This is a genomic window from Mitsuokella jalaludinii, from assembly GCF_928722185.1.
GTDB classification, from domain to species: domain Bacteria; phylum Bacillota; class Negativicutes; order Selenomonadales; family Selenomonadaceae; genus Mitsuokella; species Mitsuokella jalaludinii.
In genome coordinates this window covers 2,180,029-2,205,448 of record NZ_CAKMXA010000001.1, presented here as the reverse complement: position 1 = coordinate 2,205,448, position 25,420 = coordinate 2,180,029, and the positions used below count along the sequence as shown (strand labels likewise).

24 protein-coding genes and 1 tRNA gene are annotated in these 25,420 nt (G+C 58.8%); 6 read left to right on the top strand and 19 right to left on the bottom strand.

All coding sequences use genetic code 11. From position 1 onward, the window contains the following. Positions 1-18 precede the first annotated feature (18 nt). The 7 genes from QDI87_RS10330 to tsaE form a co-directional block, all read right to left on the bottom strand. A complete protein-coding gene (locus QDI87_RS10330; protein ID WP_278743225.1) occupies positions 19-2,148 on the bottom strand; it encodes a BglG family transcription antiterminator in 2,130 nt (709 codons plus the stop codon). Between the two features lie 231 nt (positions 2,149-2,379). Beyond that, positions 2,380-2,967 (bottom strand): ANTAR domain-containing response regulator, encoded by a 588-nt coding sequence (locus tag QDI87_RS10325; protein WP_055161657.1) that lies wholly within the window; start codon positions 2,965-2,967, stop codon positions 2,380-2,382. A 55-nt stretch (positions 2,968-3,022) separates the two neighbouring features. Continuing rightward, the gene (locus QDI87_RS10320; RefSeq protein ID WP_278743224.1) at positions 3,023-4,465 is read right to left on the bottom strand and encodes a histidine kinase N-terminal domain-containing protein; all 1,443 of its coding nucleotides are present in this window, start codon (positions 4,463-4,465) and stop codon (positions 3,023-3,025) included. A 135-nt stretch (positions 4,466-4,600) separates the two neighbouring features. Further along, positions 4,601-5,629 (bottom strand): tRNA (adenosine(37)-N6)-threonylcarbamoyltransferase complex transferase subunit TsaD, encoded by a 1,029-nt coding sequence (tsaD, locus tag QDI87_RS10315; protein WP_404810297.1) that lies wholly within the window; start codon positions 5,627-5,629, stop codon positions 4,601-4,603. Positions 5,630-5,666: 37 nt separating this feature from the next. Then, positions 5,667-6,110 carry a ribosomal protein S18-alanine N-acetyltransferase gene (gene rimI, locus QDI87_RS10310; RefSeq protein ID WP_278743223.1) on the bottom strand — a complete coding sequence of 148 codons (444 nt, stop codon included), beginning with the start codon at positions 6,108-6,110 and terminating at the stop codon, positions 5,667-5,669. Continuing rightward, a complete protein-coding gene (gene tsaB / locus QDI87_RS10305) occupies positions 6,107-6,817 on the bottom strand; it encodes a tRNA (adenosine(37)-N6)-threonylcarbamoyltransferase complex dimerization subunit type 1 TsaB (protein ID WP_278743222.1) in 711 nt (236 codons plus the stop codon). Before tsaB ends, rimI begins: the two co-directional genes overlap by 4 nt. After that, on the bottom strand, positions 6,798-7,277 hold the full coding sequence (gene tsaE, locus QDI87_RS10300; protein WP_226867211.1) for a tRNA (adenosine(37)-N6)-threonylcarbamoyltransferase complex ATPase subunit type 1 TsaE: 480 nt from the start codon (positions 7,275-7,277) through the stop codon (positions 6,798-6,800). Before tsaE ends, tsaB begins: the two co-directional genes overlap by 20 nt. A 355-nt stretch (positions 7,278-7,632) precedes the next feature. On the opposite strand from tsaE, the gene QDI87_RS10295 reads away from it, so the two are divergent. Continuing rightward, on the top strand, positions 7,633-8,178 hold the full coding sequence (locus QDI87_RS10295) for an NADH peroxidase (protein ID WP_036376069.1): 546 nt from the start codon (positions 7,633-7,635) through the stop codon (positions 8,176-8,178). 258 nt (positions 8,179-8,436) lie between these two features. Next, positions 8,437-9,636, top strand: coding sequence for a type III PLP-dependent enzyme (locus tag QDI87_RS10290; RefSeq protein WP_278743210.1), 1,200 nt, complete (start codon positions 8,437-8,439; stop codon positions 9,634-9,636). Positions 9,637-9,741: 105 nt separating this feature from the next. Here the strand turns inward: QDI87_RS10290 and abc-f are convergent, their stop codons facing one another. The 4 genes from abc-f to QDI87_RS10270 all read right to left on the bottom strand — a co-directional run bounded on the left by abc-f (position 9,742) and on the right by QDI87_RS10270 (position 13,494). Further along, complete coding sequence (gene abc-f / locus QDI87_RS10285; protein WP_036376062.1) at positions 9,742-11,298, bottom strand: ribosomal protection-like ABC-F family protein; 1,557 nt, start codon at positions 11,296-11,298, stop codon at positions 9,742-9,744. 60 nt (positions 11,299-11,358) lie between these two features. Beyond that, positions 11,359-11,435, bottom strand: a tRNA-Pro gene (locus QDI87_RS10280). Positions 11,436-11,496: 61 nt separating this feature from the next. Further along, the gene (locus QDI87_RS10275) at positions 11,497-12,129 is read right to left on the bottom strand and encodes a hypothetical protein (protein WP_036376059.1); all 633 of its coding nucleotides are present in this window, start codon (positions 12,127-12,129) and stop codon (positions 11,497-11,499) included. Positions 12,130-12,162: 33 nt separating this feature from the next. Further along, complete coding sequence (locus QDI87_RS10270; protein ID WP_244881887.1) at positions 12,163-13,494, bottom strand: NlpC/P60 family protein; 1,332 nt, start codon at positions 13,492-13,494, stop codon at positions 12,163-12,165. Positions 13,495-13,714: 220 nt separating this feature from the next. On the opposite strand from QDI87_RS10270, the gene QDI87_RS10265 reads away from it, so the two are divergent. Continuing rightward, positions 13,715-14,524 (top strand): metallophosphoesterase family protein, encoded by an 810-nt coding sequence (locus QDI87_RS10265; RefSeq protein ID WP_278743209.1) that lies wholly within the window; start codon positions 13,715-13,717, stop codon positions 14,522-14,524. 1 nt (position 14,525) lies between these two features. Here the strand turns inward: QDI87_RS10265 and QDI87_RS10260 are convergent, their stop codons facing one another. Continuing rightward, on the bottom strand, positions 14,526-15,491 hold the full coding sequence (locus QDI87_RS10260; RefSeq protein ID WP_278743208.1) for a DUF2971 domain-containing protein: 966 nt from the start codon (positions 15,489-15,491) through the stop codon (positions 14,526-14,528). An 86-nt stretch (positions 15,492-15,577) separates the two neighbouring features. On the opposite strand from QDI87_RS10260, the gene QDI87_RS10255 reads away from it, so the two are divergent. After that, positions 15,578-15,877 carry a TIGR04076 family protein gene (locus tag QDI87_RS10255; RefSeq protein WP_055161645.1) on the top strand — a complete coding sequence of 100 codons (300 nt, stop codon included), beginning with the start codon at positions 15,578-15,580 and terminating at the stop codon, positions 15,875-15,877. Between the two features lie 63 nt (positions 15,878-15,940). Here the strand turns inward: QDI87_RS10255 and QDI87_RS10250 are convergent, their stop codons facing one another. The 6 genes from QDI87_RS10250 to QDI87_RS10225 form a co-directional block, all read right to left on the bottom strand. Further along, the gene (locus QDI87_RS10250; protein ID WP_055161642.1) at positions 15,941-16,594 is read right to left on the bottom strand and encodes a vWA domain-containing protein; all 654 of its coding nucleotides are present in this window, start codon (positions 16,592-16,594) and stop codon (positions 15,941-15,943) included. 79 nt (positions 16,595-16,673) lie between these two features. Beyond that, positions 16,674-17,717 (bottom strand): macro domain-containing protein, encoded by a 1,044-nt coding sequence (locus QDI87_RS10245; protein ID WP_278521192.1) that lies wholly within the window; start codon positions 17,715-17,717, stop codon positions 16,674-16,676. A gap of 30 nt (positions 17,718-17,747) precedes the next feature. Then, on the bottom strand, positions 17,748-19,550 hold the full coding sequence (locus tag QDI87_RS10240) for an ABC transporter ATP-binding protein (protein WP_244881884.1): 1,803 nt from the start codon (positions 19,548-19,550) through the stop codon (positions 17,748-17,750). Positions 19,551-19,552: 2 nt separating this feature from the next. After that, positions 19,553-21,322, bottom strand: a complete 1,770-nt coding sequence (locus QDI87_RS10235) for an ABC transporter ATP-binding protein (protein ID WP_055161633.1) — start codon at positions 21,320-21,322, stop codon at positions 19,553-19,555. Between the two features lie 96 nt (positions 21,323-21,418). Next, complete coding sequence (locus QDI87_RS10230; protein ID WP_055161631.1) at positions 21,419-21,787, bottom strand: VOC family protein; 369 nt, start codon at positions 21,785-21,787, stop codon at positions 21,419-21,421. 17 nt (positions 21,788-21,804) lie between these two features. Beyond that, the gene (locus QDI87_RS10225; protein WP_055161628.1) at positions 21,805-22,407 is read right to left on the bottom strand and encodes a lactate utilization protein; all 603 of its coding nucleotides are present in this window, start codon (positions 22,405-22,407) and stop codon (positions 21,805-21,807) included. Between the two features lie 180 nt (positions 22,408-22,587). Here QDI87_RS10225 and QDI87_RS10220 point away from each other — a divergent pair, with 180 nt between their 5' ends. Continuing rightward, positions 22,588-23,355 carry an alpha/beta hydrolase gene (locus QDI87_RS10220; RefSeq protein WP_055161625.1) on the top strand — a complete coding sequence of 256 codons (768 nt, stop codon included), beginning with the start codon at positions 22,588-22,590 and terminating at the stop codon, positions 23,353-23,355. Positions 23,356-23,370: 15 nt separating this feature from the next. On the opposite strand, the gene QDI87_RS10215 is transcribed toward QDI87_RS10220, so the two are convergent. Beyond that, on the bottom strand, positions 23,371-23,799 hold the full coding sequence (locus QDI87_RS10215; protein ID WP_070099907.1) for a hypothetical protein: 429 nt from the start codon (positions 23,797-23,799) through the stop codon (positions 23,371-23,373). Between the two features lie 88 nt (positions 23,800-23,887). Between QDI87_RS10215 and QDI87_RS10210 the strand changes: the two genes are divergently transcribed. Further along, positions 23,888-25,393, top strand: a complete 1,506-nt coding sequence (locus tag QDI87_RS10210) for a protein kinase domain-containing protein (RefSeq protein WP_055161623.1) — start codon at positions 23,888-23,890, stop codon at positions 25,391-25,393. The last annotated feature ends 27 nt before the right edge of the window (positions 25,394-25,420 follow it).

The window sequence follows — 25,420 nt, the reverse complement described above, 5'->3', positions numbered from 1 at the left end:
ATAAAACCTGATCTTATCTTACGGATTTCCAAAGAGTTCCTGTTGTTTTTTTTGGTAAAAATCTCTGAAGATGTGCTCGAGTTCCTGATAGATGGCGTCCTGATTGCCCTCATTGAGCAGAGCAATCAGCCCCCAGCGTTCCAGCAGAGCTGCTGAAACGGTGCCGATTGTCTCCAGCGCCTCACAGCTGCTTTCCTGCGGAGCCAACATCACGACGGCGGTACGCACAGCTTCGCCGTCCTGTTCGGGATACAGCATCGGCTGTTCCAGATGCAGGATGCCGAAGTGCAGGCCTGGCGCGAAATCCGTCCTGGCATGCAGCAAGACCATCGCATTGCCCCGCAGGATTGTCTCTCCTTTGGACTCTCGCGCCAGCAGCGCTTCTGCGATTCCCTGCTGCGCTGCAACATCCTCGGAAACAGCCCGGCCAGCGGCCCGGCAGATATCCTCGATGTGCGGCGTGGGAAGCGTGATCTTCTGGCTGAAGAAGTGACGGAGCAAGGACTGGATTGCCTGATTGTACGCATCCATGCGGCGCAGCGACTCAACAAAGGGGATTACCTCTCGTTCCTTCACCGCAGTCGCATAATGTGTGCGATGGTCTGCTTGACGCATGAGCTCCTTCTCGATTCTTGCCTTATCGGCCGCATCGAGGAGCGGCGTCGTGACCACGACCGGCAGCGGTGACCAGGGGATCGGCACCGTCGATATGACGAAATCCGCTTCCATGCGCCGCGCATAGTCCCGGTTGACCTGAAGCGCTGAGACGAGGTCGACAATCTCGATCTCCTCATACGTCTGCCTCAGCCCAGCAGCCAGCATGCGGCTCGTCCCCATGCCAGTCTGGCAGGCCACGATGACGCGGGCAGGCTGCATCTTAGCCTCATGACGTTCTGTCAGAGCAGCGCTGAGATGCATGGCAATGTAGGCAATCTCTGCTTCCGGGAATGTCTCCCCGAGCTCCTGCTCCACTGGCTTTACTGCCTTGCGCGCCAATTCCATGAGCTGAGGATAGGTCGACTGCATCTCCTTCAAGAGAGGATTGCGGATATCCATGTGCATGCGCAGGCGGCTGATGGATGGTCCAAGGTGATTGACCAGCCCGAGGAACAGTTCCTTATTGTCCAGGAGCTTCTTTCCTGTCTCCTGCTCTGCGCACTTCATGATGGAGCGCGCCAGGCGCACGAGATGAAAATTATCCATGACCGAAGCGATCTGATGATCATCCTTGCGGTAAAGGCTCCGAGCTCCCATCAGATGCATGGCGATGTAGCCAATCTCATCCTCCGGCACCTCGATTGCAAACTCTGACGCAATGCGCTGCGCGAGCTCTGCAGCCAGCTGATACTCACGGCGCTTGCGCAAGATTGCCAGCGTCTCCGCGTCGATGTGGATATCCTCGTGTTTCTGCATGCGTTGGATCGCCAGCGACAGGTGGACAACGAGGCCGATGAACGCTGTATCCGAGAGATGGTGCGGCAGGCCGCTCTCCATCTCATGCACCAGGTGCTCCAGATCATGTATCATCTGTTCATCGACGAGATTCAGCAGATATCGCTCCGCTGCCCCCCAGCTCTCATGCGCATCAGATATCGCACCATGGAACAGCTGCAAGAGGCGCTCTTCATCGAGATTCGCATAGACGATCTCGACGAGTGCGCGGCGTATGTCGCGCTCACTCCCCTTGACGTATGCACCGAGCCCCGGCCGACGCACGAGCAGGAGCCCGCGCTGTCGGAACCACGCTTCGAGTTTGTCAAGGTCATGACTGACCGTCCCATCTGTCACCTGCAATTCACTCGCGAGAGAGAAAAGCTTGATGGGCTCCGCAGCCCGCAGGAGCTGTCCGGCCAGTATGACCTGCCGCTGCTGCGGCGTAAAGGCGGATGTTTCCGTGTTCATGACATCCTGTCGCAGTTCCTCAATCTTAGCAGGATTCCCTGCAATCCGGATGCCTGCCCCTGTTTTCCGCAATAGCTCCAGGCCGTACGGTTTCAGCACCATCTCCACTCTTGGGAGCTCCCTCGATATCGTCTTGCTGCTGACACCGAGTCGCTCTGCAATCATTCCAGCTGTCATCGTATCGCCTCCATCCAGTCCATTCAGGAGATCCCGGATGATTGCGACGGTACGAGCACTTGTCTTCATGTTTCAGCCTCCTATGTACACTTGGAAGCCCTCTGGATTCCTTTAACTTAAGTTACCTTTATTATAGTGGCTATTTCCCCTAAAAACAATCAAAAGACATTTTATTTCGTCCTGATTTGTTTTGGACAAAATTCAAAAATCCCTGCTAATTCCTTATACAGCAAGGGTTTTGTGATGTCCAAAACGTTTTTATTGTTTGTTATCGTTATATGCAAAGCCATGCAATTAGCTTCAGACCTTGCCGCCCGCTGCCTTGACGATGGCCTCGGCGACTTCCTTGACGGTCAGGCGCTTCATCATCGCGTACTGCTGGATGCGGCGGTAGGCCTCCGGCTCAGAGAGATGATGGGCCGCCATGAGGATGCCCTTGGCCCGGTCAAGTGTCTTGCGCATGGCCAGCGAATCGCGCAGGCCAGCGAGCTCCTGCTCGAGGCCCTGCATCTCCCGCCAGCGCGACATGGCGATCTCGATGGCCGGGAAGAGGTTGTTCTCCTGCACTGGCTTGACAAGGTAGCCGAGCACGCCGGAGTCCTTAGCCTTCTCGACGATCTCCGGCTGGCTGAAGGCAGTGAGCAACAGGACAGGCGCCAGCTTCTCCTCCGAGATCTTGCGCGCTGCCGTGATGCCATCCATCTGAGGCATCTTGATATCCATGATGACGAGGTCCGGGCGATGCTGCCGCGTCAGCTCCACCGCCTTGCGCCCGTCAATGGCCTCACCGACGACCTCATGACCAGCTTCTTCGAGCATCTCACGCAAATCCATGCGAATGATGGATTCATTATCTGCAATGACAATCCGCAATGTCTCATGTGCCATAAATATTCCAACCTTCCTTGCATTCTTTCCATTCGCCCAGCGGCAAACCTCCCTGCTATCCCTCATCCGTCGGATTCGGCTGCAGCTTCGGGATACAGAGGCGCGCATGCGTGCCGTGGCCAGGTCCCCGCTCGTCGTTCTCGATGGAGAACGTGCCGCCGAGGTCGCCCTCAACGAGCGTCTGGACGATCGTCAGCCCCAGCGACTTGCGCGGCAAGTCTTCAAAGCCATCCGGCAGCCCTACGCCGTCATCGTAGAAATCGAGATGCCAGTGATCCTCATTCTCCTGTACAGCCAGTCCGATGAGCCCCGATTTACGGCCCGTGAAAGCGTGCTCCATCGCATTGAGCACGAGCTCGTTGAGCACGAGCGCCACAGAGCTCGCACACTTCGACGGCAGGATGAGACGCGGCCCCTGGAATTCTGTCCGTATGGTGAACTCCCGGTCTGTCATGTTGCGCGCAGCCAGGTCGAAAATATGCGCCATGACCTCCTGGACATCGATGTCCTCGCTGCCCTGCTGCGAGAGGTACTCATGGACAACGGAGATGGAGAGGATGCGGTTGACGCTCTCCTTCAGCGCTGCCTTTACCTCGGCCGTCTTGGCCCGCCGCGCCTGGATGCGCAGCAGGCTCGCAATGGCCTGCAGGTTGTTCTTGACGCGGTGATGGATCTCCTGGATGACAGCCGACTTGATGCGGATTTCCTTATCCTTGGCGCGCGTCTCCGTGACATCCGAGATGATGACGATGCGCATGCAGAGATTGCCGCCCTCGCGGATGACGATCTCGCGCCTGATGAGGATGAGCCCGCCTGCCGTGATCTCCTTCTGCCACGGACGCTCCGTCTCCACCGTCTCGCGCGTGACATGCTGCGTCATCTGGCGGTCAAAGAGATGACCGCCGCGCAGGCTGCCGACGCCGAGCACGCGGTAGATGCGCTGTGCCGCCGCATCCGCAAAGACGATGCGGCTGTGCGCATCTGTGATGATGATGCCGTCGCTCGCCGTGATGGGGCGGAACTGCTCCGGATTGAGGATGTGGCGCGCATGGTAGAGCACGGCTACCGCCGCATCGAGCAAGTGCGAATAGCCCTCGATTGAGAGCTTGTCGAGGTCGACCTCGAAATTCAGTACGCCGATGACCTTGTCGCCGTCGTGGATGCCAAACGTGAACATATCGATCATCGAGCCGTAATTCCACTCGCGCTTGCCGCGCGCCGGCTTGCCCGTCTGGAAGGTCTCTTTGATGAGCGGCTCCTCGATGCAGCGCACCAGCTTCCCGACCGCACTGTCCTTGCCAGGCAGGTAGACCGTATGCGGCCGCTGCTGCGCTATGACCAGGAAGTACTCGGGGTCCTTCGCCTTCACGTAGACCTTGAGCTCGCCGTGTGCAAGGTCCGCGAGGAAGGGAAAGACGATCGCCATGCGGGCCAGCAGGCTGATCTGCAGCATCGTGAGCCGCGTCTGCGCCCTGCAGAGCCGTGTAATGTCATCCATATATCCGCACCTCTCTTTTACAATTTCTGCTATACAGTATAACAGAAAACGCATACTTTGTAATGTAGAAATTCATGAATACATTCGATGAACAAAAAAGGCCGCTGCTCATAGGCAGCGGTCCAAATCGCTCTCTTATTCTCTTTCCTCCAAGCCGAGTCCCGGCACAGCGTTGAGGTAAAGGTCGCTGAAGTCGCCGTGCTTCGCCTGATAGTAGCCGCGGCAGGCGATCATCGCCGCATTGTCCGTGCAGAGGATGCGGCTTGGATAGAAGAAGCGCACGCCAGTCTCAGCGGCGCGCTCGCGCAGGCGCGCCTCGAGGCCGCTGTTGGCCGCGACGCCGCCGGCCAGCACAAGCGTATCGCGCCCTGCGCGCTGCACGGCATCGAAGGCCTTCTCGACGAGCACCTCGACGACAGAGTGCTGGAACGAGGCCGCGATGTCGGCCTTGCGCAGCTCATGACCCTTCATCTTCTCGCTGTTGATGTAATTGAGAACAGCCGACTTGAGTCCGCTGAAGCTGAACTCATAGTTGCCCTTCTCCTCGAGTGCGCGCGGGAAGTCGATGGCGAGAGGGTCGCCCTCCTTGGCCAGCGCATCGATGCGCGGGCCGCCCGGGTACGGCAGGCCCATGACGCGCGCGATCTTGTCAAAGGCCTCGCCCGCCGCATCATCGCGCGTCTGTCCCATCATGTGGAAAGTGTCATAGCCGCGCACATCGACGAGCGCCGTGTGGCCGCCCGAGACGACGAGTGCCATGAAGGGCGGCTCGAGCGTCGGGTCCGCGAGAAAGTTCGCGAAGATATGGCCTTCGAGATGGTTGACACCGATGAGCGGCTTGTCGAGCGCAAAGGCCAGGGCCTTGGCCGCCGAGACGCCGACGAGCAGTGCGCCGACGAGTCCCGGTCCGTACGTCACGGCGACCTGGTCGATGTCCGTGAGCGTCACACCGGCCTGGCGGACGGCCTCATCGATGACGGGCATGATGTTGACGATGTGCTTGCGCGAAGCGATCTCCGGCACGACACCGCCAAACTTCTGGTGAATGGGAATCTGCGTCGAGATGACGTTCGACAGGACCGTGCGGCCGCCACGCAGCACGGCAGCCGACGTCTCATCACAGCTCGACTCAATGCCCAGAGTCAGGATTTCCTTTTCCAAAATAATCTCTCCTCATCGCTGCACTCAGCCAGAACAGCGATCACAATTTCGTATTCCACATGATGATGGCATCTTCGCCATTGTCATGGTAGTATTTCTTGCGGACACCGGCCTCGCGGAAGCCGTAATGCGCGTAGAGGGCGCGCGCCGGTGCATTCGACGGGCGCACCTCGAGCGTCATCGCCGTCACGCCGCGCGCCTTTACGAGCGCAATGAGTTCCGCCATGAGGCGCGTGCCAACTTTATGGCCGCGGCACTCCGGCACAATCGCGACATTCGTGATCTGCGCCTCCTCAAAGGAGATCCAGCAGCCGGCGTAGCCGATGACCTTCTCCCCATCGAGCGCGAGCAGATAGCACGTGTTCTCGTTGGCAGCTTCCTTCCAGAACGACTCGCGCGACCACGGGATGGCAAAGCACGCCTTCTCCACGACCTCGACAGCGTCGGCATCCTCCGGCTTCATCTCGCGGAAAGTCAGATTCATTTCGCACCCTCCGGATGGCGCTTCTCCCAGAGGACCTCCGCCTCGCTGCGGCGGATGTAGACGGGCTCCATGTTCATGACATTGTCCGCATGGCCCGCAGCGAACTCCTGCAGGCCGAGCATGGCGACACAGGCCGCCCGCGGCATGACGAGATGTGCCGGCGCGACCGAGACATTCGATGGCAGGTCGACCTTGCCGCAGATGCGGCGCGCAGCTATGTCGCCGAGCACGACGACTTCGCGCCCCGACTCTGCGCACTCTGCGAGGATCTCCGCGATGGGCAGGACCTCCACAGGATTGACGATGCGCAGTTCTCCATGTTCCCACTCATAGCTCTCGCGGTAGGCATTGCCCTTCTGCGCATCCAAGAGGCTCACGATGCGGATGCCCGGAACGGGATAGTGGAAGGCGAGCGCCTTGAGCGTCGAGACGCCGACGATGGGAAGATTCAAGGCATACGCCATAGCCTTCGCAGCCGCCAGTCCGATGCGCAGCCCCGTAAAGGAGCCCGGGCCTATGCTGACGGCAATGCCCTCAAGATTCTCTTTCCTGACGTTTGCCATGCGCAGGACTTCCTTTATATGGGGCATCAGCGTCTCCGAGTGCGTGAGCTTGGCCTGCATCGTCAGCTCCGCTGCGAGCCTATCGACAGAAGCCACGGCGACACTCGAGACTTGCGTTGCCGTATCAATGGCTAAGATAGACAAATGACTCCAACTCCTTTATGAATTCCTGATAGCGCTCTCCGATACTCGCGAAGGTGATGCGGCGTCCATCCGCATCGTCCGACTTCTCGATGCGGACCTCGACATGATCCTCTGGCATGCACTGCGGAAACTTGTCCGACCATTCGATGACGACGATGCCCTCTGGGTCCTCCGTGTATTCATAGAAGCCGATGTCCTCGAGCTCCTCCTCCGTCTCGAGGCGGTAGAGGTCGAAGTGGTAGATCGGGCAGATGCCTTCGTATACGTTCATGAGGTTGAACGTCGGGCTCGTCACCTCGCCTTCGACGCCGAGCGTATGCGCAAGGCTCTGGACGAACAAAGTCTTGCCAACTCCGAGGTCTCCCTCCAGGCAGAGCACAGTTCCCTCCCGTATCTTTTGTCCAACCATCTCGGCCAAATGGGCAGTCTCCTCGGGAGAATTCGTTGTACAGGTAAACATTTTTGTTTCTTATCGCTCCTATATGGTATAGTCTCATAGTCTGTAGTCAAAACGTATCCTCATTATATCACACGGAATTCATTCGGTAAATCAGCAGGCACTCCCATATTCAATAATTATTATCTGTAACTAATTTATTTAATAAAATGTGATATACGGCGATACAAGTAGATAAAATTAGCATTTGAGAGATAATCTTCTTCAATCGCTCCATATAGATATTCCTATTTGCTGTCATATGCCGTATAATCAAAGCATAGCAAGTGAGCAACACCGGTGAGCGGCCGAGAGCCGACAGCCGGTACCCACCTACGATGTGTATGAAAATCAAGATATATTTTAGGAGGCTATCATTATGAAAAAGTTTGTTTGCACGGTTTGCGGTTATGTTTACGAAGGCGAAGCAGCTCCGGCTGAGTGCCCGATCTGCCATGCTCCGGCATCCAAGTTCGTTGAGCAGAGCGGTGAGATGACGTTCGCAGATGAGCATCGCGTCGGCGTTGCCAAGGACGTTGATCCGCGCATCCTCGAAGGCCTTCGCCAGAACTTCACGGGCGAGTGCTCCGAAGTCGGCATGTACCTCGCTATGAGCCGCCAGGCTGATCGTGAAGGCTATCCGGAAATCGCAGAGGCTTACAAGCGCTATGCATTCGAAGAAGCAGAGCATGCTGCTAAATTCGCTGAGCTCCTCGGCGAGGTCCTGACGAACAGCACGGAGAAGAACCTCACGATGCGCATCGATGCTGAGCACGGCGCTTGCGCTGGCAAGAAAGAGCTCGCAACGCTCGCAAAGCAGCTCGGCCTTGACGCTGTCCATGACACGGTTCACGAGATGGCAAAAGACGAGGCTCGCCATGGCCGCGGCTTCAAGGGCCTCTTCGACCGTTACTTCGGCAAATAATCCCTTGTCCTAAACTCCTAAACATCATATAATCCACACAAAGACCTGTTCTGCAGCGCATCCGCAGAGCAGGTTTTTTGTATACTTAAAAAGATATTTTGTTTTTTTATACACGCCTATTGACAAGAGATAGCAAAAGCCTTATACTAAGCGTGACCTGAACTGCAACGGAGCAAGAGGACTGGCATCGCCATGTCTCTTGCTCCGTTTCGTTCAGGGAACGGTAATCAAGCGATACAATACAGGAAGGGTTGTGTTATGAGAAGCTTTATCCTCAACGAAAATGAAATGAATGAAATGGCCAAGAGACAGCCGACGCCATTCCTCGTGCTGTCCGTCGACCGGGTTGCCGAGAACTACGCGTTCCTGCGCAAGCACCTGCCGCGCGCCGGCATCTACTACGCCATCAAGGCGAACCCGCATCCGCGCGTGCTCGAGCGCCTCTTTGCGCTTGGCTCGCACTTCGATGTCGCCTCAGCCGGCGAGATGGAGATGCTCCACGCAATAGGTGTCGACGGCTCACGCATGATCTACGCCAATCCGGTCCACGATGCACGCGGTTTTTCGGCGGCCTCCCGTCTCGGCGTCCGCCGCTTTACGTTCGATGATGCCAGCGAGATTCCCAAACTCGCTGCCGCGGCGCCCGGCGCCGATGTCCTCGTGCGCGTGCAGGTCCACAACAGCAAGGCGCTCGTCGACCTCAACACGAAGTTCGGCGCACCGCTCGATAAGGCCCTGCCTCTCTTGCGCAAGGCCGAACAGTCCGGACTCCACGCCAAGGGCATCTGCTTCCACGTCGGCAGCCAGTCCCTGTCCACCGCAGCGTACGAAGAAGCGCTGCTGCTCGTTCATCACCGTTTCCTTGAGGCCGAAGCCTCCGGCATGCACCTGACCGATCTCGATATCGGCGGCGGCTTCCCGATCCCGTCGGCTGAAGGGCTGCACGTCGACCTCGCCGCCATGCTCGAGGCCATCAACCGACAGCTCGACCGCCTGTTCCCGCACACGGCTGTCTGGACGGAGCCGGGCCGCTTCCTCTGCGGCACAGCCATGAATCTTGTGACCTCCGTCATCGGCACGAAGCAGCGCGGCGATATCCCATGGTACATCCTCGACGAAGGCATCTACGGTGTCTTCTCGGGCATCCTGTTCGACCACTGGGAATATCCGCTGCACTGCTTCGGCAAGGGCAGGAAAGTCCCCTCGACATTCGCGGGGCCGAGCTGCGACGGCATCGATGTGCTCTACCGCGATTTCCCCGCACCGAAGCTCCCGATCGGCGCCAAGGTGCTCGTCAGCGACATCGGCGCCTACACGACAGTCTCCGCCACGCGCTTCAACGGCTTTGAGCCCGCCCCCGTCCTCATCTGGGAGGACCAGGCCGACCTCGTCGCCAAGAGCCGCAAGACCAGCGAAAACGATAAAGCATCCGAGTCATGCCTTGCGCAGATGCCCTGACAGTCGGACAGGCTGAGATGCGGGCAGCAAAAAACTCCGCTCCTTCCGTCATTCATGATGCATGACGGAAGGAGCGGAGTCTTTTTATTCTGCTATGAAATCAGGTCAGACGATTTTCGTCGACCAGCTCTCGATGTTCCAGACGGTGTCGACGAGATCTTCGTAGAAGTCGGGCTCATGCGAGACGAGCAGCAGCGTGCCCTTGTACTCCTGCAGTGCGCGCTTGAGCTCTTTCTTGGCCTCGACGTCGAGGTGGTTCGTCGGCTCGTCGAGCACGAGCAGATTGACCGGCTTCTGCATGATCTTGGCCAGGCGGACCTTAGCCGCCTCGCCGCCTGAGAGCGCCGTCATCTTCGTCGTGATGTGCTCATTCGTCAGGCCGCACGAAGCCAGCGCCGCACGCACCTCGAAGTTCGTCATGCCGGGGTACTCCTGCCAGAGCTCTTCGAGGGCCGTGTTCATATTGCCCTTGGCCTCCTCCTGCTCGAAGTAGCCGACCGAGACGAATTCGCCGTGCTCGATATCACCTGAAACCGGCTTGATGAGGCCGAGCAGCGTCTTTAAGAGCGTCGACTTGCCGAGGCCGTTCGTGCCGCGGATTGCGATTTTCTTGTTGCGCTCGACCTTGATGTCGACGGGCTTCGTCAGCGGCGTGTCATAGCCGAGCACGAGACGCTGCGCCTCGATAACAAAGCGCGACGGCGTGCGGTCCGGCTGGAAGTGGAAGTGCGGTTTCGGCTTCTCCTGGCGCTTCGTCAGGATCTCCATCTTGTCGAGCTTTTTCTGGCGGCTGTTGGCCATGCCGCGCGTCGCGACGCGCGCCTTGTTGCGCTGGATGAAGTCCTGCTCGCGCTTGATCTCCGCCTGCTGGCGCTCATAGGCCGCCTCTTCCTGGCGACGCTTGAGCGCAGCCATCTCCTCAAACTTCTCGTAGCTTCCCGTATAGCGCGTGAGCTTGTAGTTGTCAACATGCCAGATGACATTCGTCACCGCATTGAGGAACGGCACGTCGTGCGAGATGACGATAAAGGCATTCTCGTAATTCGTCAGGTAGTTCTTGAGCCACTCGATGTGCTCGGCGTCGAGGTAGTTCGTCGGCTCGTCGAGCAGCAGGATTTCCGGGTTCTCGAGCAGGAGCTTCGTCAGGAGGACCTTCGTGCGCTGGCCGCCCGAGAGCTCGTCCACCTTGCGGTCAAGGCCGATGTCGCGCAGGCCGAGGCCGCCTGCGACCTCTTCGATGCGCGCGTCAATCGTATAGTAGCTGCCCGCCTCGAGGATGTCCTGGATGTCGCCGACATCCTTCATGAGCTTGTCCATCTCCTCTGGCGTTGCCTCGCCCATCTTGTCGTAGGCCGCGAGCATCTCCTGCTCGAGCGTCACGAGATGGTCGAATGCCGTGCGCAGCGTTTCCCGGATCGTCATGCCCGGCTTCAGCGCCGCGTGCTGGTCAAGATACCCGACCTTCGTGCGCTTCGCCCAGGTCACCTGCCCCGCATCCGGAGTCAGCTTGCCCGTGATGATTGCCATGAACGTCGACTTGCCCTCGCCATTCGCCCCGACCAGCGCCACATGCTCCCCCTTCAGCAGGCGGAACGAAACATCCTCAAAAATCTCCCGCCCGCCATAGCTGTGCGAAAGATGCGAAACCTCCAGTACGCTCATATCGTGCTCCTTTACATAAAAAAACCTCCTGCTTTCACAGGAGGTCAATTTTCAGATAAATGGTCGGAACGACCTGATTTGAACAGGCGACCTCTTCCACCCCAAGGAAGCGCGCTACCAAACTGCGCTACGTCCCGACGACAAGTTATATTATACAATAGAGTCACAGTCTTGTAAAGTGGCAAATGCGCTGCCCGGTCAGATGAAGTACTCGATCGTGGCCTGGGCGGTCTTCTTGGTACGTTCATTGAAGAGCAGCACAGCCTCGCGGTCTTCAACGGGACCGAGGGCGTAGGGGGCGTTCTCCTCGCGGTTGAAGCAGTCGGCCGGTACGATGCGGTTGTAGGCCATGGGATGCTGCAGGCTCGTCTCGATGCCGGTGCCACGGAATTCATCGGACGACTCCGGCACGTACCAAGGGTCGAACATCAGGATGCGACCATCGGGCAGCTCGCCGGTCAGAAGGGCGTAGTGCTCGACATCATAAAAGAGGCGCACAACGGCTGCACCGCCGCGATGCAGGGCATCATTGATGAAGCTCTCCTGCCCGATGTAGACGGATTTTCCTGAAAGATACTGGCTCGAAAGCGGCAGATTCGTCGCACGGCCAAAGCCGTCAAGCCAGTTCGAGAGGAACATCATCGCCATGCGGCTCGTCCCCGCCCGTCCCGGCTCTCCCTTCTGGCTGTAGCAGTCGAGGCTGTAGAGCATGACATTGCGGATGATCTCCGGCGGGATCTCCTCGCGCTCAAAGAGATAGCTGACTGCATTGAGCATCGTCGTCGGACCGCAGTCATACTCCGAGAACTGATAGCGCAAAGGACTCTTCATAAATTATACTCCCATCTAAAAAGCTCTTGTGGCTCAGCGCAGTGAACCGAGGTAATGCACACCGTTGATGTACGGCACGCCGCTGAAGTTGAGGAAGGTCGCCGTCGAGGCGATGACCTTGCGCAGGTAATGCTTGCCATAATCACTGCCGAAGCTGAACCAGCTGCTCATCGACTGCAGGACGATCGGCGTTCCCGCGTCATCCTGGCCGAGGTACATCATGACATGCGTGTTGTTGGCCAGCAGCGTGCCCGGCACGCACGACTCCAGCGCGGCCAGCCGGTCCGCTTCGCCCATGCCCGACAGGTCGATGACATTCGCCATCGACTTAGCCTGCTGGTCGGCATCGCGCGGCAGCTCGATGCCCATGCTGCGGTAGACGTCGCCGACGAATGAGGAGCAATCGACGCTGTCATCGAGACCGCCCCATCCGTACTCATCGCCGAGAAAGCGGAATCCCTGACGCACGAAGTTGTTCTCGGTGCAGGGCAGGAAGCCCTCGTGCAGCGTCGCGTCAAAGGCGGCCGGGCGCCTCTTTATCTGCAGTGTGCCGTTATTGCTGACCGGCATCAGGAGGACCTTGTCCCCATCTGCGCCCGCGGCGAGCGGTATCTTTGCGCCCATCTGGAAGAGCAGCGATTCCCCTGCTCCATTTTCCATCGTCTTCTTGTTGGCCGTGACGACCGCGAAGTCTGCGGGATGGACGAAGCTCTCCCATGTCGCGCGATCCGTCTCGGCAAAGTCGGACTTGGCGAGCCAGCCGTCGTAGAAGCGCGTGCGCACAAAGGCGAACTTCTTGTCGTAGCTGTCGCCGAGCACGGCCACCGGCTCAGCCGGATCGAGTGCGGTCGCCTGCAGCGTATCGTAATGCACATCGCCTGCACTCTCAAACCAGCCAGCTACCTCCGGAAGCAGGCGCAGGTTGGCACGGCGCGTCACCACACCGTAGCGCGTCTCTGCGCGCTCCGGCAGTGCATCGAGATTGCAGTTCTTGCGCGCAAATGCGTAGCTGTAAGCCGTCAGGGCACTGCCATTCTTGTAGAGGGACGGCAGTTCGGCTGTATCAAAATCGCCAATCGCCTGGACCTTCTCGATGCGCTGCCGCACCTCTGCTCCAGAGACGCTCTCCGACACCGACGCGAGGTCAAAGAGCGTATCATTGCGGCGACGCAGTGCCTCATTCGCGGCTTTGACCTGTTCCCTCGTCAGGAGGACTGTATCGCCCTGCGGATTGCGCTGCGTCCAATAAGCCGCCGTCGCACGCGCATCCGTGATCTCCGGCGAAGCCTCTGCCCCCATACGGCCTGACAGGAGAAGCGTCAGGACGAGGAGAACGGGCAACAGGCGCTTGAATATGACAATCATCGCATCCATTCCTTTCTATACCGTATATGATATCTATTATAGCGCAGAGCCCTGCCGCTGTCATCTAAGAGAATACGCACGCGACGACGCTCTGCCCGCATCAGATTGTCTAGATGTTTTAAGTCATTTTTGCTATAATGAAAGAAAGCCGTCACGGCATGTATCAGCAGGGATACGGCGGTGACGGCTTTTCACATTGCGCAGAGGGGACGGTGCATCCATGACAATCTTAGAGGAAATTGCAGAAAAACGGCAGCTGCTCCGAGCATCCAAATCCGGACACATTTACAGGGAGGGCGGCCTCGTCATCGTGCCGGACAGCACGGCGTTCCGCCGTATCCTCGCCATCGGCGACATCCATGGCAACTGGCAGCGCTTTCTGTCGCTATGGCATCACGTTCCCTACGACCCGCAGGAAGACCTGCTCGTCTTCCTCGGCGACTACATCGACCGCGGCGCTTACAGTGCAGAAGTCCTGCAGATGGTCATGAAGCTCGCCGAGAAGAGCCCACATGTCATCACGCTGACGGGCAACCACGAGGCCATGATGATGCACTACTTCCAGGACCACAGCATCCGCGAGCCGATGGACATGAGCCACGGCTGGCTCCGCAGCGGCGGCCAGGCGACGTTCGAGAGCCTTGCGCGCGTCTATCAGAGCGATCCCGGTATCTATCATCGGCTGCTGGAATTCGTGCTGTCGCTCGACCATCTCGCCGCCGTCGGCGAAGAATACATCTTCACGCATGCGGGCTTCCTGCCGCAAAAATCATATGCCGACCAGGTCGATGACATGCTCTGGATCCGCACGGAGTTCTACGAAGAATACGCGGGACGCGAGACCGTCATCATCGGCCATACACCCGTCCAGTGCTTCGACGCCTCCCGCCATCATCCCCTGATGTTTGGCAACCACATCATTGACTGCGATACGGGCTCCTATTTACCCGGCGGCCACATCAGCTGTCTCAATGTGAAGAAGATGAGCTGCTGGCAGAGTGACGATGACGATATGTTCCAGCAGAATTGACTCAGCGCAAAGGGATATTGCTCCGGCTCACGCGCTCCGATGCATTGGATATGCCGAGCTCTTCGAGCATGCGCACGAAAGCCAGTTCGATGACCTCTGCATACTGGCTTGGCCCGATGATGATCTCCTCGAGCGCCTCCTCGAGCGGCACCCCTGTCTGCGGCGCGGACGGGCTGCTCAGCGGCAGCTTGTAGATGACCTGCGGGATGCCGTCGACGACGACGATGTCATGGTGGAGATGGCTGCTGGCCGACTCATGGTAGACAAAGCGCCATTCGCGCTCCTCGTTGAAGCCGGGGTTCTTGATGGAGAACAGTGACGTCATGAGCATGTTGACAAAGTACTCGAGCACCTTCGCCGGTTCATAGCGGCGCAGGTCATCAAGGTAGGTATCGATATTGTCGAGCATCCAGTCAAATCCCTCTGTGAACTGCTCCTGCGTGAGGTATTCGACGGGCGTCAGACGCAGCGGCAGAGGCTCCAGGCGCTGAAAGATAGACGTTGGTTTCAGGACAAAAGCCACGCCCGTCTTGCGGCCGTAAGCGCGCCACATCGAGAGACGCCCCTTGCCGCGCTCACGCGGCCGGTGCTCCGAGACGCAGGCCAGATATGTGTTCGTGATGTAGCGCCGCTCATTCTTGTTGAGGTCGCTCATCATCGAGTCGAGCACGTTCGTCCCCCAGTCGAGGCGCTCCGCCAGATGCTGGATGCGCTCGCGCCGATAGTCCGATCCGTAGACCGTCTTGTTGAGCAGCTGAATGCCGTAGTCAATCTCGCGGTAGTCGTTCATGCAGGCCGCCGCGCGCATCCAAAGCGCATGGCCCTTGAGGATGTTGATGCCCGTGCTCGCGCTCGTGTAATAGGCAAAGCGCATGCGCTCAAGACGCGTCTTTTCCAAGCGGCGCGCGTAAATGGGCTGAAAGATCTTTAAGAACGCCCCGAGTTCTTCCAATCGTGTTGAATCCATATCCGGCCATCCCCTTTCGATCACCACTCACTCCAACAAGTGTTTGTTTCACTATCATTATACCACAGACAGCAGGAGGTTTTCCCATGAGAAGACGACCAAAGATCAAGATCACCATCACAGACCGCCGCGGCAAGATGGGCTGCCATCGCGGCCATCATGTCGGCGAGGTATTCGACTTCGACGAAGACCGCGGCAAGATCTGCCCGATGGCCATGCACTGCGCTTTCCCCTACATCGACATCCTGCGCTATGGCGGCACCATCCCCGGTCAGGAAAAGGGCAAGGCCGAATTCTGCTGCTCCGACGCCGACACCATCATGGTCTTTGAGGCCGAGATTGTCGAGGCGGAAAAAGACGAGCAGGACAAAACCGACAAAGCATAATGCGATACACAAAGAGGGGCAGCACCCGATAAGGGGGCTGCCCCTCTTGCATAATACTCCGATTCACTTCCTGCCGCGCCGCTCGGCATCTTCTACGATGCGCTTCTTCCAATTGGACGACAGAGGCGCCTTGCTGCACCGCACCTCGTGGATGGCCTGCTCCATGACCTCATAGTTCAGGGCCGTTCCCTTCTCGTCGTGCAGATACGTCGCAGCGAAGTCGGCGCAAATGCCGATATTGCCCGCCACGCGGATGGCATCGATGTTGGCACCGAGGAACAGGAACTCCCAGCCGTATTTCTCTTTCTGGCGCTCGACCATGGCCTTGACATGCTCATAGGTGTAGCGGCGGCTGGCGTTCTCCATGCCATCCGTCGTGATGATGAAGAGCGTCTTTTCCGGGCGGTCTTCATCGCGCGCGTACTTGTGGACATTGCCGATGTGATGGATGGCGCCGCCAACAGCATCTAAGAGCGCCGTGCAGCCCCGCACGAAGTAAGTCTCCTCTGTCAGATTCTCCACCTTCGCGATTGGCACGCGGTCGTGGAGCACATCGCATATGTCGTCAAACAGCACGGTCGAGACGATAGCCTCGCCCTCCTCTTTGCGCTGCTTCCGAATCAGCGAGTTGAACCCGCCGATGGTGTCTGCCTCCAGCCCGCTCATCGAGCCGCTGCGGTCTAGGATGAATACGACCTCCGTCAAACCTTTTCTCATGATTGCCTACCCCCTTGCTTTTTGTATCTTCATTGTACCGAAAGCAAGGGGTCATGAGGTCGCTTGCCATGCGACAAATTCAGCAGCCGAGCAGCGGCTGGCCAAAGGCGAAGAGCGTCTCGTTGATGGTGAAGATATCGTACTCCTGATGCACGATGAAGTACTCCACGATGATGTCCAGCTTGTTGCTGTGCGAGAGCGCGTAGCCCGCCCGCGCGATGAAGTCGCGCGTCTCGTCGAGATTGAGTTCGAGCGCCACCGCAAAGGCAAGCGCCGTCCGCTTGCTCGGCTGGTATTCCGGATTGTTGCGTATCTTCGAGAAGAGCTTGCGGTCGACATTAGCCCGCTTGTAGACCTCTGGGTCCTTCCTGCCCTTCGCATCGATGAGGCGCAGCAGCGACTCTGAGAACGTGTCGTCCATCGCCTCGAGCCAATCGTCCAAGGACCGCTTCTCCTCTGCCGTACGGCTTCTCGGCGGCAACATGCCAGGGGATTTCAACAGCATCTCGTCGCGCGGCCGCTCAAACAGCACACGCTCCTGCAAGCGCCGCCTGCGGTCATCGACGCGATATTCCTGTTCGAGATGCACGTCCACGTAGTGCTCATCGAGATAGCTCTTCACATCGTCAAAGAGACTGCCGGAAAGTTGGAAGGACTTCTTGTCAAAGACCACGAGATAGACGTCCATATCCTGTTCATGTTGTTGCAGGAAGTCGCGGATGGCCTGCACGGCCGTGGCGATGGCGATGTCCGCCGGACAGCCGAAAATCCCGGCCGAGATCAGTGGGAAGGCTACCGAGTGGCAATCATGTGCCTCTGCAAGCGCAAGAGAATTCTCGTAGCATGCAGCCAAGAGCTCACGCTCCCCATGACTGCCGCCCCGCCAGACTGGGCCTACCGTGTGGATGACAGACTTGGACGGCAGCCCGTACCCCGGCGTGATGAAGGCCGCGCCGGTGGCAATATCGCCAATCTTCTGCCGTGCGGCCAAGAGTTCCGGCCCCGCCGCCCGATGGATAGCCCCGTCCACCCCGCCGCCTACGACAGGCCGCGGATTCGCCGTATTGACAATAGCATCCACCTGCATCTTCGTGATATCATTGCGGATGATGGTTAATGGCATGGTATTCTCCCTTCTCAAAATCTCATTCACTCATGATTCCTGTCCGGCGAACTGGGTCTCGTAGAGGGCGCGGTAGCGGCCGTTCTGCTGCAGGAGTTCTTCGTGTCGGCCGTGCTCGACGATGCGGCCCTGGTCCATGACGATGATCTCGTCGGCGTCGCGGATGGTCGAGAGGCGATGGGCGATGATCAGGCAGGTGCGGTCGTGCATGAGGCGCGCCATGGCGTCTTGGATGCGCGTCTCGGTGCGCGTGTCGACGTTCGAGGTCGCCTCGTCGAGTATCAGGATGCGCGGCGAAGCGAGGCAGGCGCGCGCGATGGCGAGAAGCTGGCGCTGACCAGCCGATAGTTCGGCACCGGCGCTCTGCAGGACAGTCGCGTACTGCTGCGGCAGATGCGCGATGAAGTCGTCCGCATGGGCGAGCTTGGCCGCCCGCCGTACCTCGCTCATCGTCGCCTCCGGCCTGGCGTAGGCAATGTTGTTGCGGACCGTATCGGAAAACAGCACGGTGTCCTGCAGGACGATGCCGACGAGCCGCCGCAGGCTGACCGGCGCATACATGCGGATATCCTCGCCATCGAGCAGGATCTCCCCTTCATCGAGCTCATAGAAGCGCATCAGCAGGTTGACGATAGTCGTCTTGCCGGACCCTGTCGCCCCGACGAGTGCAATCTTGTGCCCCGCCCCGATCTTGAGGCTGAAGTCGTCGATGACGCGCTTCTCGGGCACATACGAGAAGCTCACATGGCAAAACTCGATCTCGCCCTTTGCATCAGGCGGCACCTCGCGGCCCTCCCGCTGCTCGTCCGGCTCGTCGAGCACGGCAAGGATGCGCTCCGCGCCCGCCAGTGCTGTCTCGACCTGGCCGTAGAGCTGCGCCATCTCATTGATGGGCCGCGTGAACTGCTTCGAGTAGATCGTGAAGGCCGAGATGACGCCGACCGTGATCCAGCCCTCGAGCGCGAAGTACGCACCGAAGACGGTGACGACGACGAACGAGAAATTCGAGATCGTGTTCATGAGCGGGCCCATCGAGGAGCCGATGCTCTCCGCGCGGATGCCGGTCTTCGTCAGGCTGTCCGCTGTCTGATCGAACGCCGCGATGACCTGCCGCTCGCGCGCATACGCCTTGACCGTGCGCACAGCCGTGACCTTCTCCTCGACCATGCTGTTGAGCTGGCCGAGCAACTCCTGGCGCTCGCGGAAATAGCGGCCCATCTTCTTGGCGACGCACTTCGTCGTCACAACGGTCACGACGGCCGTCATCCAGGTCAGCAGTGTCAGCGGCACACTGAAGGACAGCATGACCGCCGTCGTGCCGATGACCGACAGGATGCCGGCAAACAAGGTGCCGAGCGAAGTCGAGATGACCGTCGCGATATTGTCGGCATCGTTCGTCATGCGGCTCATGAGGTCGCCGTGCGGATGGCGGTCAATCGAGGCGAGCGGTAGGCCGTTGATTTTCTCGAAGAGGTCCTTGCGCAGGCGCCGGATGATGCTCTGGCTCAGGCGCGCGCTCAGGCGTCCCTGGAAGAAGAGCAGCACGGCGTAGAGCGCACAGGCCCCGAACATCCACCAGAGGATGCCCGGCACCCGCTCGTACGCAGCGGCCGTGATGGCATCGATGGCCTGACTCATGAAGACGGGCGCGCTGACGCCGGCCGCCACGCTGACGGCGACGATGAACGTCAAGAGCATGACGCGCCACCGCTCCTCACGGAAGTAGCGCAATAGCCGCAGGCACGTCGCCTTGCGGTGCATGGCGTGCTCGACTGGCGCCTTCATATGGCGGTGCGGGCCAAAGTGCGGCGCTTCTTGTCTCTTTCGTGCCACCTTCACTCCCCCTTCCCGCTCTTTGCGCGCAGCTGTGAGGCGCAGATTTCCTGATAGACCGGGCAGCTCGCCAGCAATGATTCGTGACTGCCGCAGGCGACGAGCCTGCCGCCGTCGAGCACGGCGATGCGGTCGGCACGGCGCGCCGTCGCGATGCGCTGCGCGACAATGATCTTCGTGAGGCCGCGCCCCTCGCGGTGCAGAGCCTCTGTGTAGTCATCCAGCGCCCTGTAAAAAACGGACTCTGTCTGCAGGTCGAGCGCGCTCGTGCTGTCATCGAGCAACAGGATTTCCGGCTTGCGGATGATGGCCCGCGCGAGCGCGAGCCTCTGACGCTGACCGCCCGACAGACTCGTGCCGCCCTCGGCCACTTCCGTCGCATATCCCTTTGGCTGCCTCTCGATGAAGTCCGCTGCCTGCGCAATCTCCGCTGCCCTGCGGATCTCCTCATCAGATGCCGCATCCATGCCCCAGGCGATGTTCTCGCCGATTGTCATCGAGAAGAGCTCCGTCTTCTGCAGGACGATGGCCATCTTCTGACGCAGGGCGCGCAGTGCATACGTGCGGACATCCACGCCGTCGACGAAGACCTCGCCTGCTGTCGCATCGTAGAAGCGCGGCAGGAGCGCGAGCAAGGTGCTCTTGCCCGAGCCTGTCGCGCCGACGATGGCCAATGTCTCACCGCGTGCCACGGCAAGGGAGATATCGGTCAATACGTTCTCCTGCTGGCCGGGATAGCAAAACGAGACATGGCAAAGCTCGATGGCAGCAGTCTTGCCCGGGCCGCTGGCTTTGCTCCCCTCTCCGCCATCCACGATAGCGGGCTGTGTCGCCAGAACTTCTTCCAGCCTGCGCTTCGACGTCATGCCGCGCGCGAAGATCTGCATGATCATCGCGAACATCAGGATGCCGTTGAGGATCAGCACGATGTACGTCAGCGCGGCCATGACCGTGCCCGGGCCGACCATGCCCGCCTGCACATCGAAGGAGCCGATGTAGATGACGGCAATCAGCGCGATGTTCAAGACGATGTTGACGAGCGGCAGCAGACAGGCAATGAGCAGGAGGACGCGCAGCTGCGCCGCCGCGAGGTCCTCGTTGGCCGCGCCGAAGCGCTCGTTCTCGCGCGCCTCCTGCCCGTATCCCTTGATGACGCGCGCTCCCTGGATGTCCTCCTGCATGACGTTGTTGAGCCCGTCAATTTTCTGCTGCACGAGCAGGAAGAGCGGGCTGCTGCGCCAGACGACGACAGCGACCTCGATGAGGATGACCGGCACGGCAAGCGCCGCGATCATGCTGAAGTGGATGTCGAGCGTCAAGAGTGCCGCCGTGCCCGCTATGAGGAAGGTCAGGCTGCGCACGACGCCGCGCAGCGCCGCACTGACCATCGTCTGGACCTGCGTCGTGTCGCTCGTGATGCGCGTGATCAAAGAGCCCGTGCGTAACGCATCGATCTGCTCCATCGACAGATGCATGATGCGCTGGAAGCAGTCCTTGCGGATGTCGTTGCCGAAATTCTGCGCGCAGAAATTGACACAGATGGCTCCCATGACGCCACAGAAGCCGCCGAGCAGGACAATCAGGATCATCGAGAGGCCTGTCTGCGCCACGAGTGGGAGGTCCGGCACGCCACCGTGATTCAGGCCCAGCACACCTTCATTGACGATGGACTCCATCAGGCGCGGCTGATAGAGGTCGACGAGGACCTCGCCGATCATGAAGGCGATCGTCATTACCGCGTAGATGCGGTACGGCTTGATGTATTGCAGCATAGCTCTCCCTCAGTATAGTCTCTCAAAAAAATCCTGCCGCCCGCAAGGGCTGACAGGATTTCCTTGCATCTCTCGTCACACGGTCATCTAGAAGTCTCACATGCTCGGCGGCAGGATCTCGATCCAGTAGCCATCCGGATCGCTGATGAAATAGATGCCCATCTCTTCATTCTCGAAGCAGATGCAGCCCATCGCCTTGTGCTTCTCATGAGCAGCCTCGAAGTCGTCCGTGCGCACCGCGAGATGGAATTCATTTTCGCCGAGATTGTACGGTTCCTTGCGGCCGTGGATCCAAGTGAGCTCGAGCTCGTGCTGTGTCTGGCCGCCATCGGAAAGATAGGCGAGCGTAAAGCCTGGCCCCTCGAGCTTGCGGGCCGACTTGAAGCCGAGTGCCTCTTCATAGAATTTCAGGCTGCGCTCGAGATCGAGCACATTGAAGTTGTTGTGGGCAAACTGGAATTTCATGGTCGTGTTCCTTTCTGTCAATACCCCAGATTTTCGCGGATCAGGATCAGCTCACATCGCTCTACCTGCATGGGCTTCTCCCAGATGATGTTGAGCGTGCAGCAGATGCGCTCCGGACTCTTGCAGTCATAGCAGCGGTCTGCCTTGACGGCACACGGCGTCTTGCGATGCAGGCGCTGCGCATTGAGCGGACTCGCTACATTGCGCGCACGATGGATGGCACTGTGGAGATCCGGGGCCATCTTGTTCTCACCGACGACGAAATAGACACACTCGTGTTTCGTCAGCGTGGCAGCGACGCGGTTGCCGCTGCCGTCAATGTTGACGAGCTCGCCCGTCTCTGCGACACCGTTGAGCGACGTGATGTAGACATCTGCCGTATACGCTTTCGCCTTCGCCTCGTCGCCCGTCATCTCCTGGCGCCAGTGCCAGTAAAGCGTGTTCGCCGGCTTGAGTTTCTCATAGAGGCCCATCTCCTCCAGCGTCATCGAGCCGCCAAAACCGACGGTCTTGCCCTTGATTGCCTGCGTCAGGTACGAAGCCGCCTCCTCCTTCGTATCGAACACCTTGAGCACAATGCCGCGCTTCCTGAGATTTGCCTCAAACGCTTCCGTATCCATAATACCCCTCCTATCGTACACACTGTCCATATCTCTTTCCTCTCCAGTATAGCAGATTTATGCCATCAGACAAGTGCGCACTTTTTCCTCTCCATGGCCCGCGCGCCGTGACTTTTCAGATGAACACTTTGCGCGTATAATGAAGACGCAATAACGACACAAGAAAACGAGGGATTCATCATGGAAAAGCATTTTGATATCAACGAGCAGGGGCTCAGCATCCGCTGCAAGCTCATCTGCAGCGCAAGCGACAAGACGGCGCGGTCCTTCGACCACATCGCCATCGTCACGCATGGCTTCGGCAGCAACAAGGAAACGGCCGGCACGGCGAACTTCGGCGAGCACCTGACTTCCAAGTACAAGGGCTGGGGCGTCATCGCCTTTGACTGGCCCTGCCACGGCATGGACGCGCGCAAGAAATTGACGGTCGGCGAATGCCTGACCTACTTGACCATCGTCACCGAATACGCCAAGCGCGAGCTGCAGGCAAAAGACGTCTGCATCTACTCGACGAGCCTCGGCGGCTACCTGACGCTGCGCTACCTCATCGAAGTCGGCAACCCCTTCCGCAAGATTGCGCTGCGCTGCCCGGCCATCCACATGTATGAGACGATGTACAGCCGCATCCCAGACGCCGACAAGACAAAGCTCGCGAAGGGCAAGGAAGTCCAGGTCGGCTTCGAGCGCAAGATGAAAGTCGACCAGGCCTTCTTCGACGACCTCAAGTCCTTCTGCCCGCTCGACCACGAGTACTTCGACTTCGCCGACGATATGCTGATCCTGCACGGCACGAAAGACGAGATGGTCCCCTTCGAAGACGCCAAAACGTTCGCCGAGAACAACGTCATCGAGTTCATCCCCGTCGAGGGAGCCAATCACCCGTTCCAGAACCCCAACCACATGGCACTCGCCATCCACAAGATCATCGAGTTCTTCCACGAAGACTGAACTGCCCGCTAGAAGTCATACAAGTGGTTTCTCCCCCAGCCGTTCGAGCAGCAGATTCGCATCAATGACATTAAGATGATGCTCTAAGGCATACCAGATGATACTATCAAAGGAGTTGCGGGCGTAAAGTGCCTCACAGCCTGCATAGTACAGCAGATGCTGTGCTTCCTTGACTGTCAATCCCATTGCCAAGGCCAACAGCAGGACCTTGCTGCGCGCCGGATGCTTCTTGTGCCCGTCAAAGATATGATAACCGTACGTCGGCTCCATCCCCGTCCGGCGGATTACATCGGCTTTCTTGAGCTGTTTCTCCTCGAGCAATCCCTGCAAGAACACTGCCAGCGACATATCCCGAAGCTCATGCCGGTTCTCCTCCAGATAATGCTCGACCGCCTTCGCCTTCTCAATCTCATGTTCCAGTTCCTCGGTATCTTTTTTTATCATCACAATCTCCCCTTGCAGAAGTGAATTTTTCTCTCTATACTCAAAACTATAGAGGATTTACAGAGAATCGGCAAGGGGGGTGACATCGATGGCAATGGAAAAGACAGAGGAAGCAGGAAAGCGGGCCAGTCAGCTCGTTGCAGACTACTTAGCGAGCCGTTACCATACGCTGCGCATCATCAAGGAATCCCCGCATGGCACGATTTCTCTCGTCGAAGATACGATGGCAGACCAATCGCACGGCAGGCCCATCTTTGTCAAGAAGAGCCTCCAAGCCATGGGGCTTCCCTACAAAGAACTGCAGGACATCGGTTGCGAGGTCTTCCCCAAGGTATTCTACACGGCAGAACTGCCGCCTGCCGGCACGACCATTGTCATCGAAGAATTCATTGCCGGAGAACCGCTGTCCAACCGGCTCGAGCAGAAGCATTACCTGACGCCTCAAGAGGCCACTCGCCTGATCTTGACCTTATGCAGCGGCCTGACACTCCTGCACCAGCACGGCATCCTCCATCGCGACATCAAGCCATCGAACATCATGGAGCCGCCCGGCGCGAGCTCAAGCGGCCTCTACCGGCTCATCGACTTCGATGCCGCGCGGACCGTAAAAGAAGGACACGAAGAAGACACGCGGCTGCTCGGCACAAAAGGCTATGCGCCGCCGGAGCAGTATGGCAGCGCCCAGACCGATGCGCGCAGTGATTTATACGCACTCGGCGTCACCGTCCGCGAACTTCTGGGCCCCGGCTACCACGGTCCGCTGCGCCCCATCCTTGCAAAATGCACGGAACAGGACCCCGCTCGCCGCTACCAGAGCGCCGCCAAGCTCGCCCGCGCCGTGCGCCACGCGAAGCTCTTTTACTATGGCAGGCGCGCACTCATCCTGGCAGGCATCGCATTCTGCTCTCTTGCCGCCATCCTGCTCTGGCATCGCTTCCGCTATCCCGAACAGCCTCTGCCCGGTCATGACGAACTGAAAAATTTCAGCCATGAGGTAAAAAAAGCCGTCAAGAACAAAGAGCAGTCTCTCAAAAATAGCGTCGAACAGGCAAAAAAACAGCTCGATCCACCTGCAAAACTGCCGGCTTCATCCGCACCAGCAAAAGACAGCACGGCTACAGCCCCACAAGCAGCACCCACATCCCAAGCTGCGCCAACTGCAACAAGATCTGCCACCACAGGCGAAGAGGCCCCAGCTCCCAACCGCGTGCGCGTCCGCCTCTACTGCAACGGCGACCGCCTCAACGCCTGGATGGACCAATGGGACACCCCTATCTCAAATGGTGGTGCCATGCAGATTGTCCCCGCCGCCGTCTGGCAGAGCGGCTCACTGTCCGCCTACAGTATCACAGCCAAGATAACGAATGAAAGCGACGAGATCTTTGCCTCCCCCATCCTTACCGTCTCCGACGGCAGCAATCAGGAGACTACCACCGCCGGTGCCATTGTCCCCGGCGCCACAGCCGAGCTCACCATCCCGCTCGGCAGCTTCCCCACACGCGGCGGCGGCACCCATCTCACCGTCACCACCACCGGCATGGGGCCACAGGTCATCTCCACCCCGACCTTCGCACTTGACTTCCGCGCAAAATGATACCGTTCCAGTAAGACAAAATGTCCC

Excerpts from the sequence above, each read along its gene's own strand:
- QDI87_RS10330 (WP_278743225.1), bottom strand. The coding sequence starts at position 2,148 with ATGAAGACAAGTGCTCGTACCGTCGCAATCATCCGGGATCTCCTGAAT.
- QDI87_RS10325 (WP_055161657.1), bottom strand. The coding sequence starts at position 2,967 with ATGGCACATGAGACATTGCGGATTGTCATTGCAGATAATGAATCCATC.
- QDI87_RS10320 (WP_278743224.1), bottom strand. The coding sequence starts at position 4,465 with ATGGATGACATTACACGGCTCTGCAGGGCGCAGACGCGGCTCACGATG.
- rimI (WP_278743223.1), bottom strand. The coding sequence starts at position 6,110 with ATGAATCTGACTTTCCGCGAGATGAAGCCGGAGGATGCCGACGCTGTC.
- tsaE (WP_226867211.1), bottom strand. The coding sequence starts at position 7,277 with ATGTTTACCTGTACAACGAATTCTCCCGAGGAGACTGCCCATTTGGCC.
- QDI87_RS10295 (WP_036376069.1), top strand. The coding sequence starts at position 7,633 with ATGAAAAAGTTTGTTTGCACGGTTTGCGGTTATGTTTACGAAGGCGAA.
- QDI87_RS10290 (WP_278743210.1), top strand. The coding sequence starts at position 8,437 with ATGAGAAGCTTTATCCTCAACGAAAATGAAATGAATGAAATGGCCAAG.
- abc-f (WP_036376062.1), bottom strand. The coding sequence starts at position 11,298 with ATGAGCGTACTGGAGGTTTCGCATCTTTCGCACAGCTATGGCGGGCGG.
- QDI87_RS10275 (WP_036376059.1), bottom strand. The coding sequence starts at position 12,129 with ATGAAGAGTCCTTTGCGCTATCAGTTCTCGGAGTATGACTGCGGTCCG.
- QDI87_RS10270 (WP_244881887.1), bottom strand. The coding sequence starts at position 13,494 with ATGATTGTCATATTCAAGCGCCTGTTGCCCGTTCTCCTCGTCCTGACG.
- QDI87_RS10265 (WP_278743209.1), top strand. The coding sequence starts at position 13,715 with ATGACAATCTTAGAGGAAATTGCAGAAAAACGGCAGCTGCTCCGAGCA.
- QDI87_RS10260 (WP_278743208.1), bottom strand. The coding sequence starts at position 15,491 with ATGGATTCAACACGATTGGAAGAACTCGGGGCGTTCTTAAAGATCTTT.
- QDI87_RS10255 (WP_055161645.1), top strand. The coding sequence starts at position 15,578 with ATGAGAAGACGACCAAAGATCAAGATCACCATCACAGACCGCCGCGGC.
- QDI87_RS10250 (WP_055161642.1), bottom strand. The coding sequence starts at position 16,594 with ATGAGAAAAGGTTTGACGGAGGTCGTATTCATCCTAGACCGCAGCGGC.
- QDI87_RS10245 (WP_278521192.1), bottom strand. The coding sequence starts at position 17,717 with ATGCCATTAACCATCATCCGCAATGATATCACGAAGATGCAGGTGGAT.
- QDI87_RS10235 (WP_055161633.1), bottom strand. The coding sequence starts at position 21,322 with ATGCTGCAATACATCAAGCCGTACCGCATCTACGCGGTAATGACGATC.
- QDI87_RS10230 (WP_055161631.1), bottom strand. The coding sequence starts at position 21,787 with ATGAAATTCCAGTTTGCCCACAACAACTTCAATGTGCTCGATCTCGAG.
- QDI87_RS10225 (WP_055161628.1), bottom strand. The coding sequence starts at position 22,407 with ATGGATACGGAAGCGTTTGAGGCAAATCTCAGGAAGCGCGGCATTGTG.
- QDI87_RS10220 (WP_055161625.1), top strand. The coding sequence starts at position 22,588 with ATGGAAAAGCATTTTGATATCAACGAGCAGGGGCTCAGCATCCGCTGC.
- QDI87_RS10215 (WP_070099907.1), bottom strand. The coding sequence starts at position 23,799 with ATGATAAAAAAAGATACCGAGGAACTGGAACATGAGATTGAGAAGGCG.
- QDI87_RS10210 (WP_055161623.1), top strand. The coding sequence starts at position 23,888 with ATGGCAATGGAAAAGACAGAGGAAGCAGGAAAGCGGGCCAGTCAGCTC.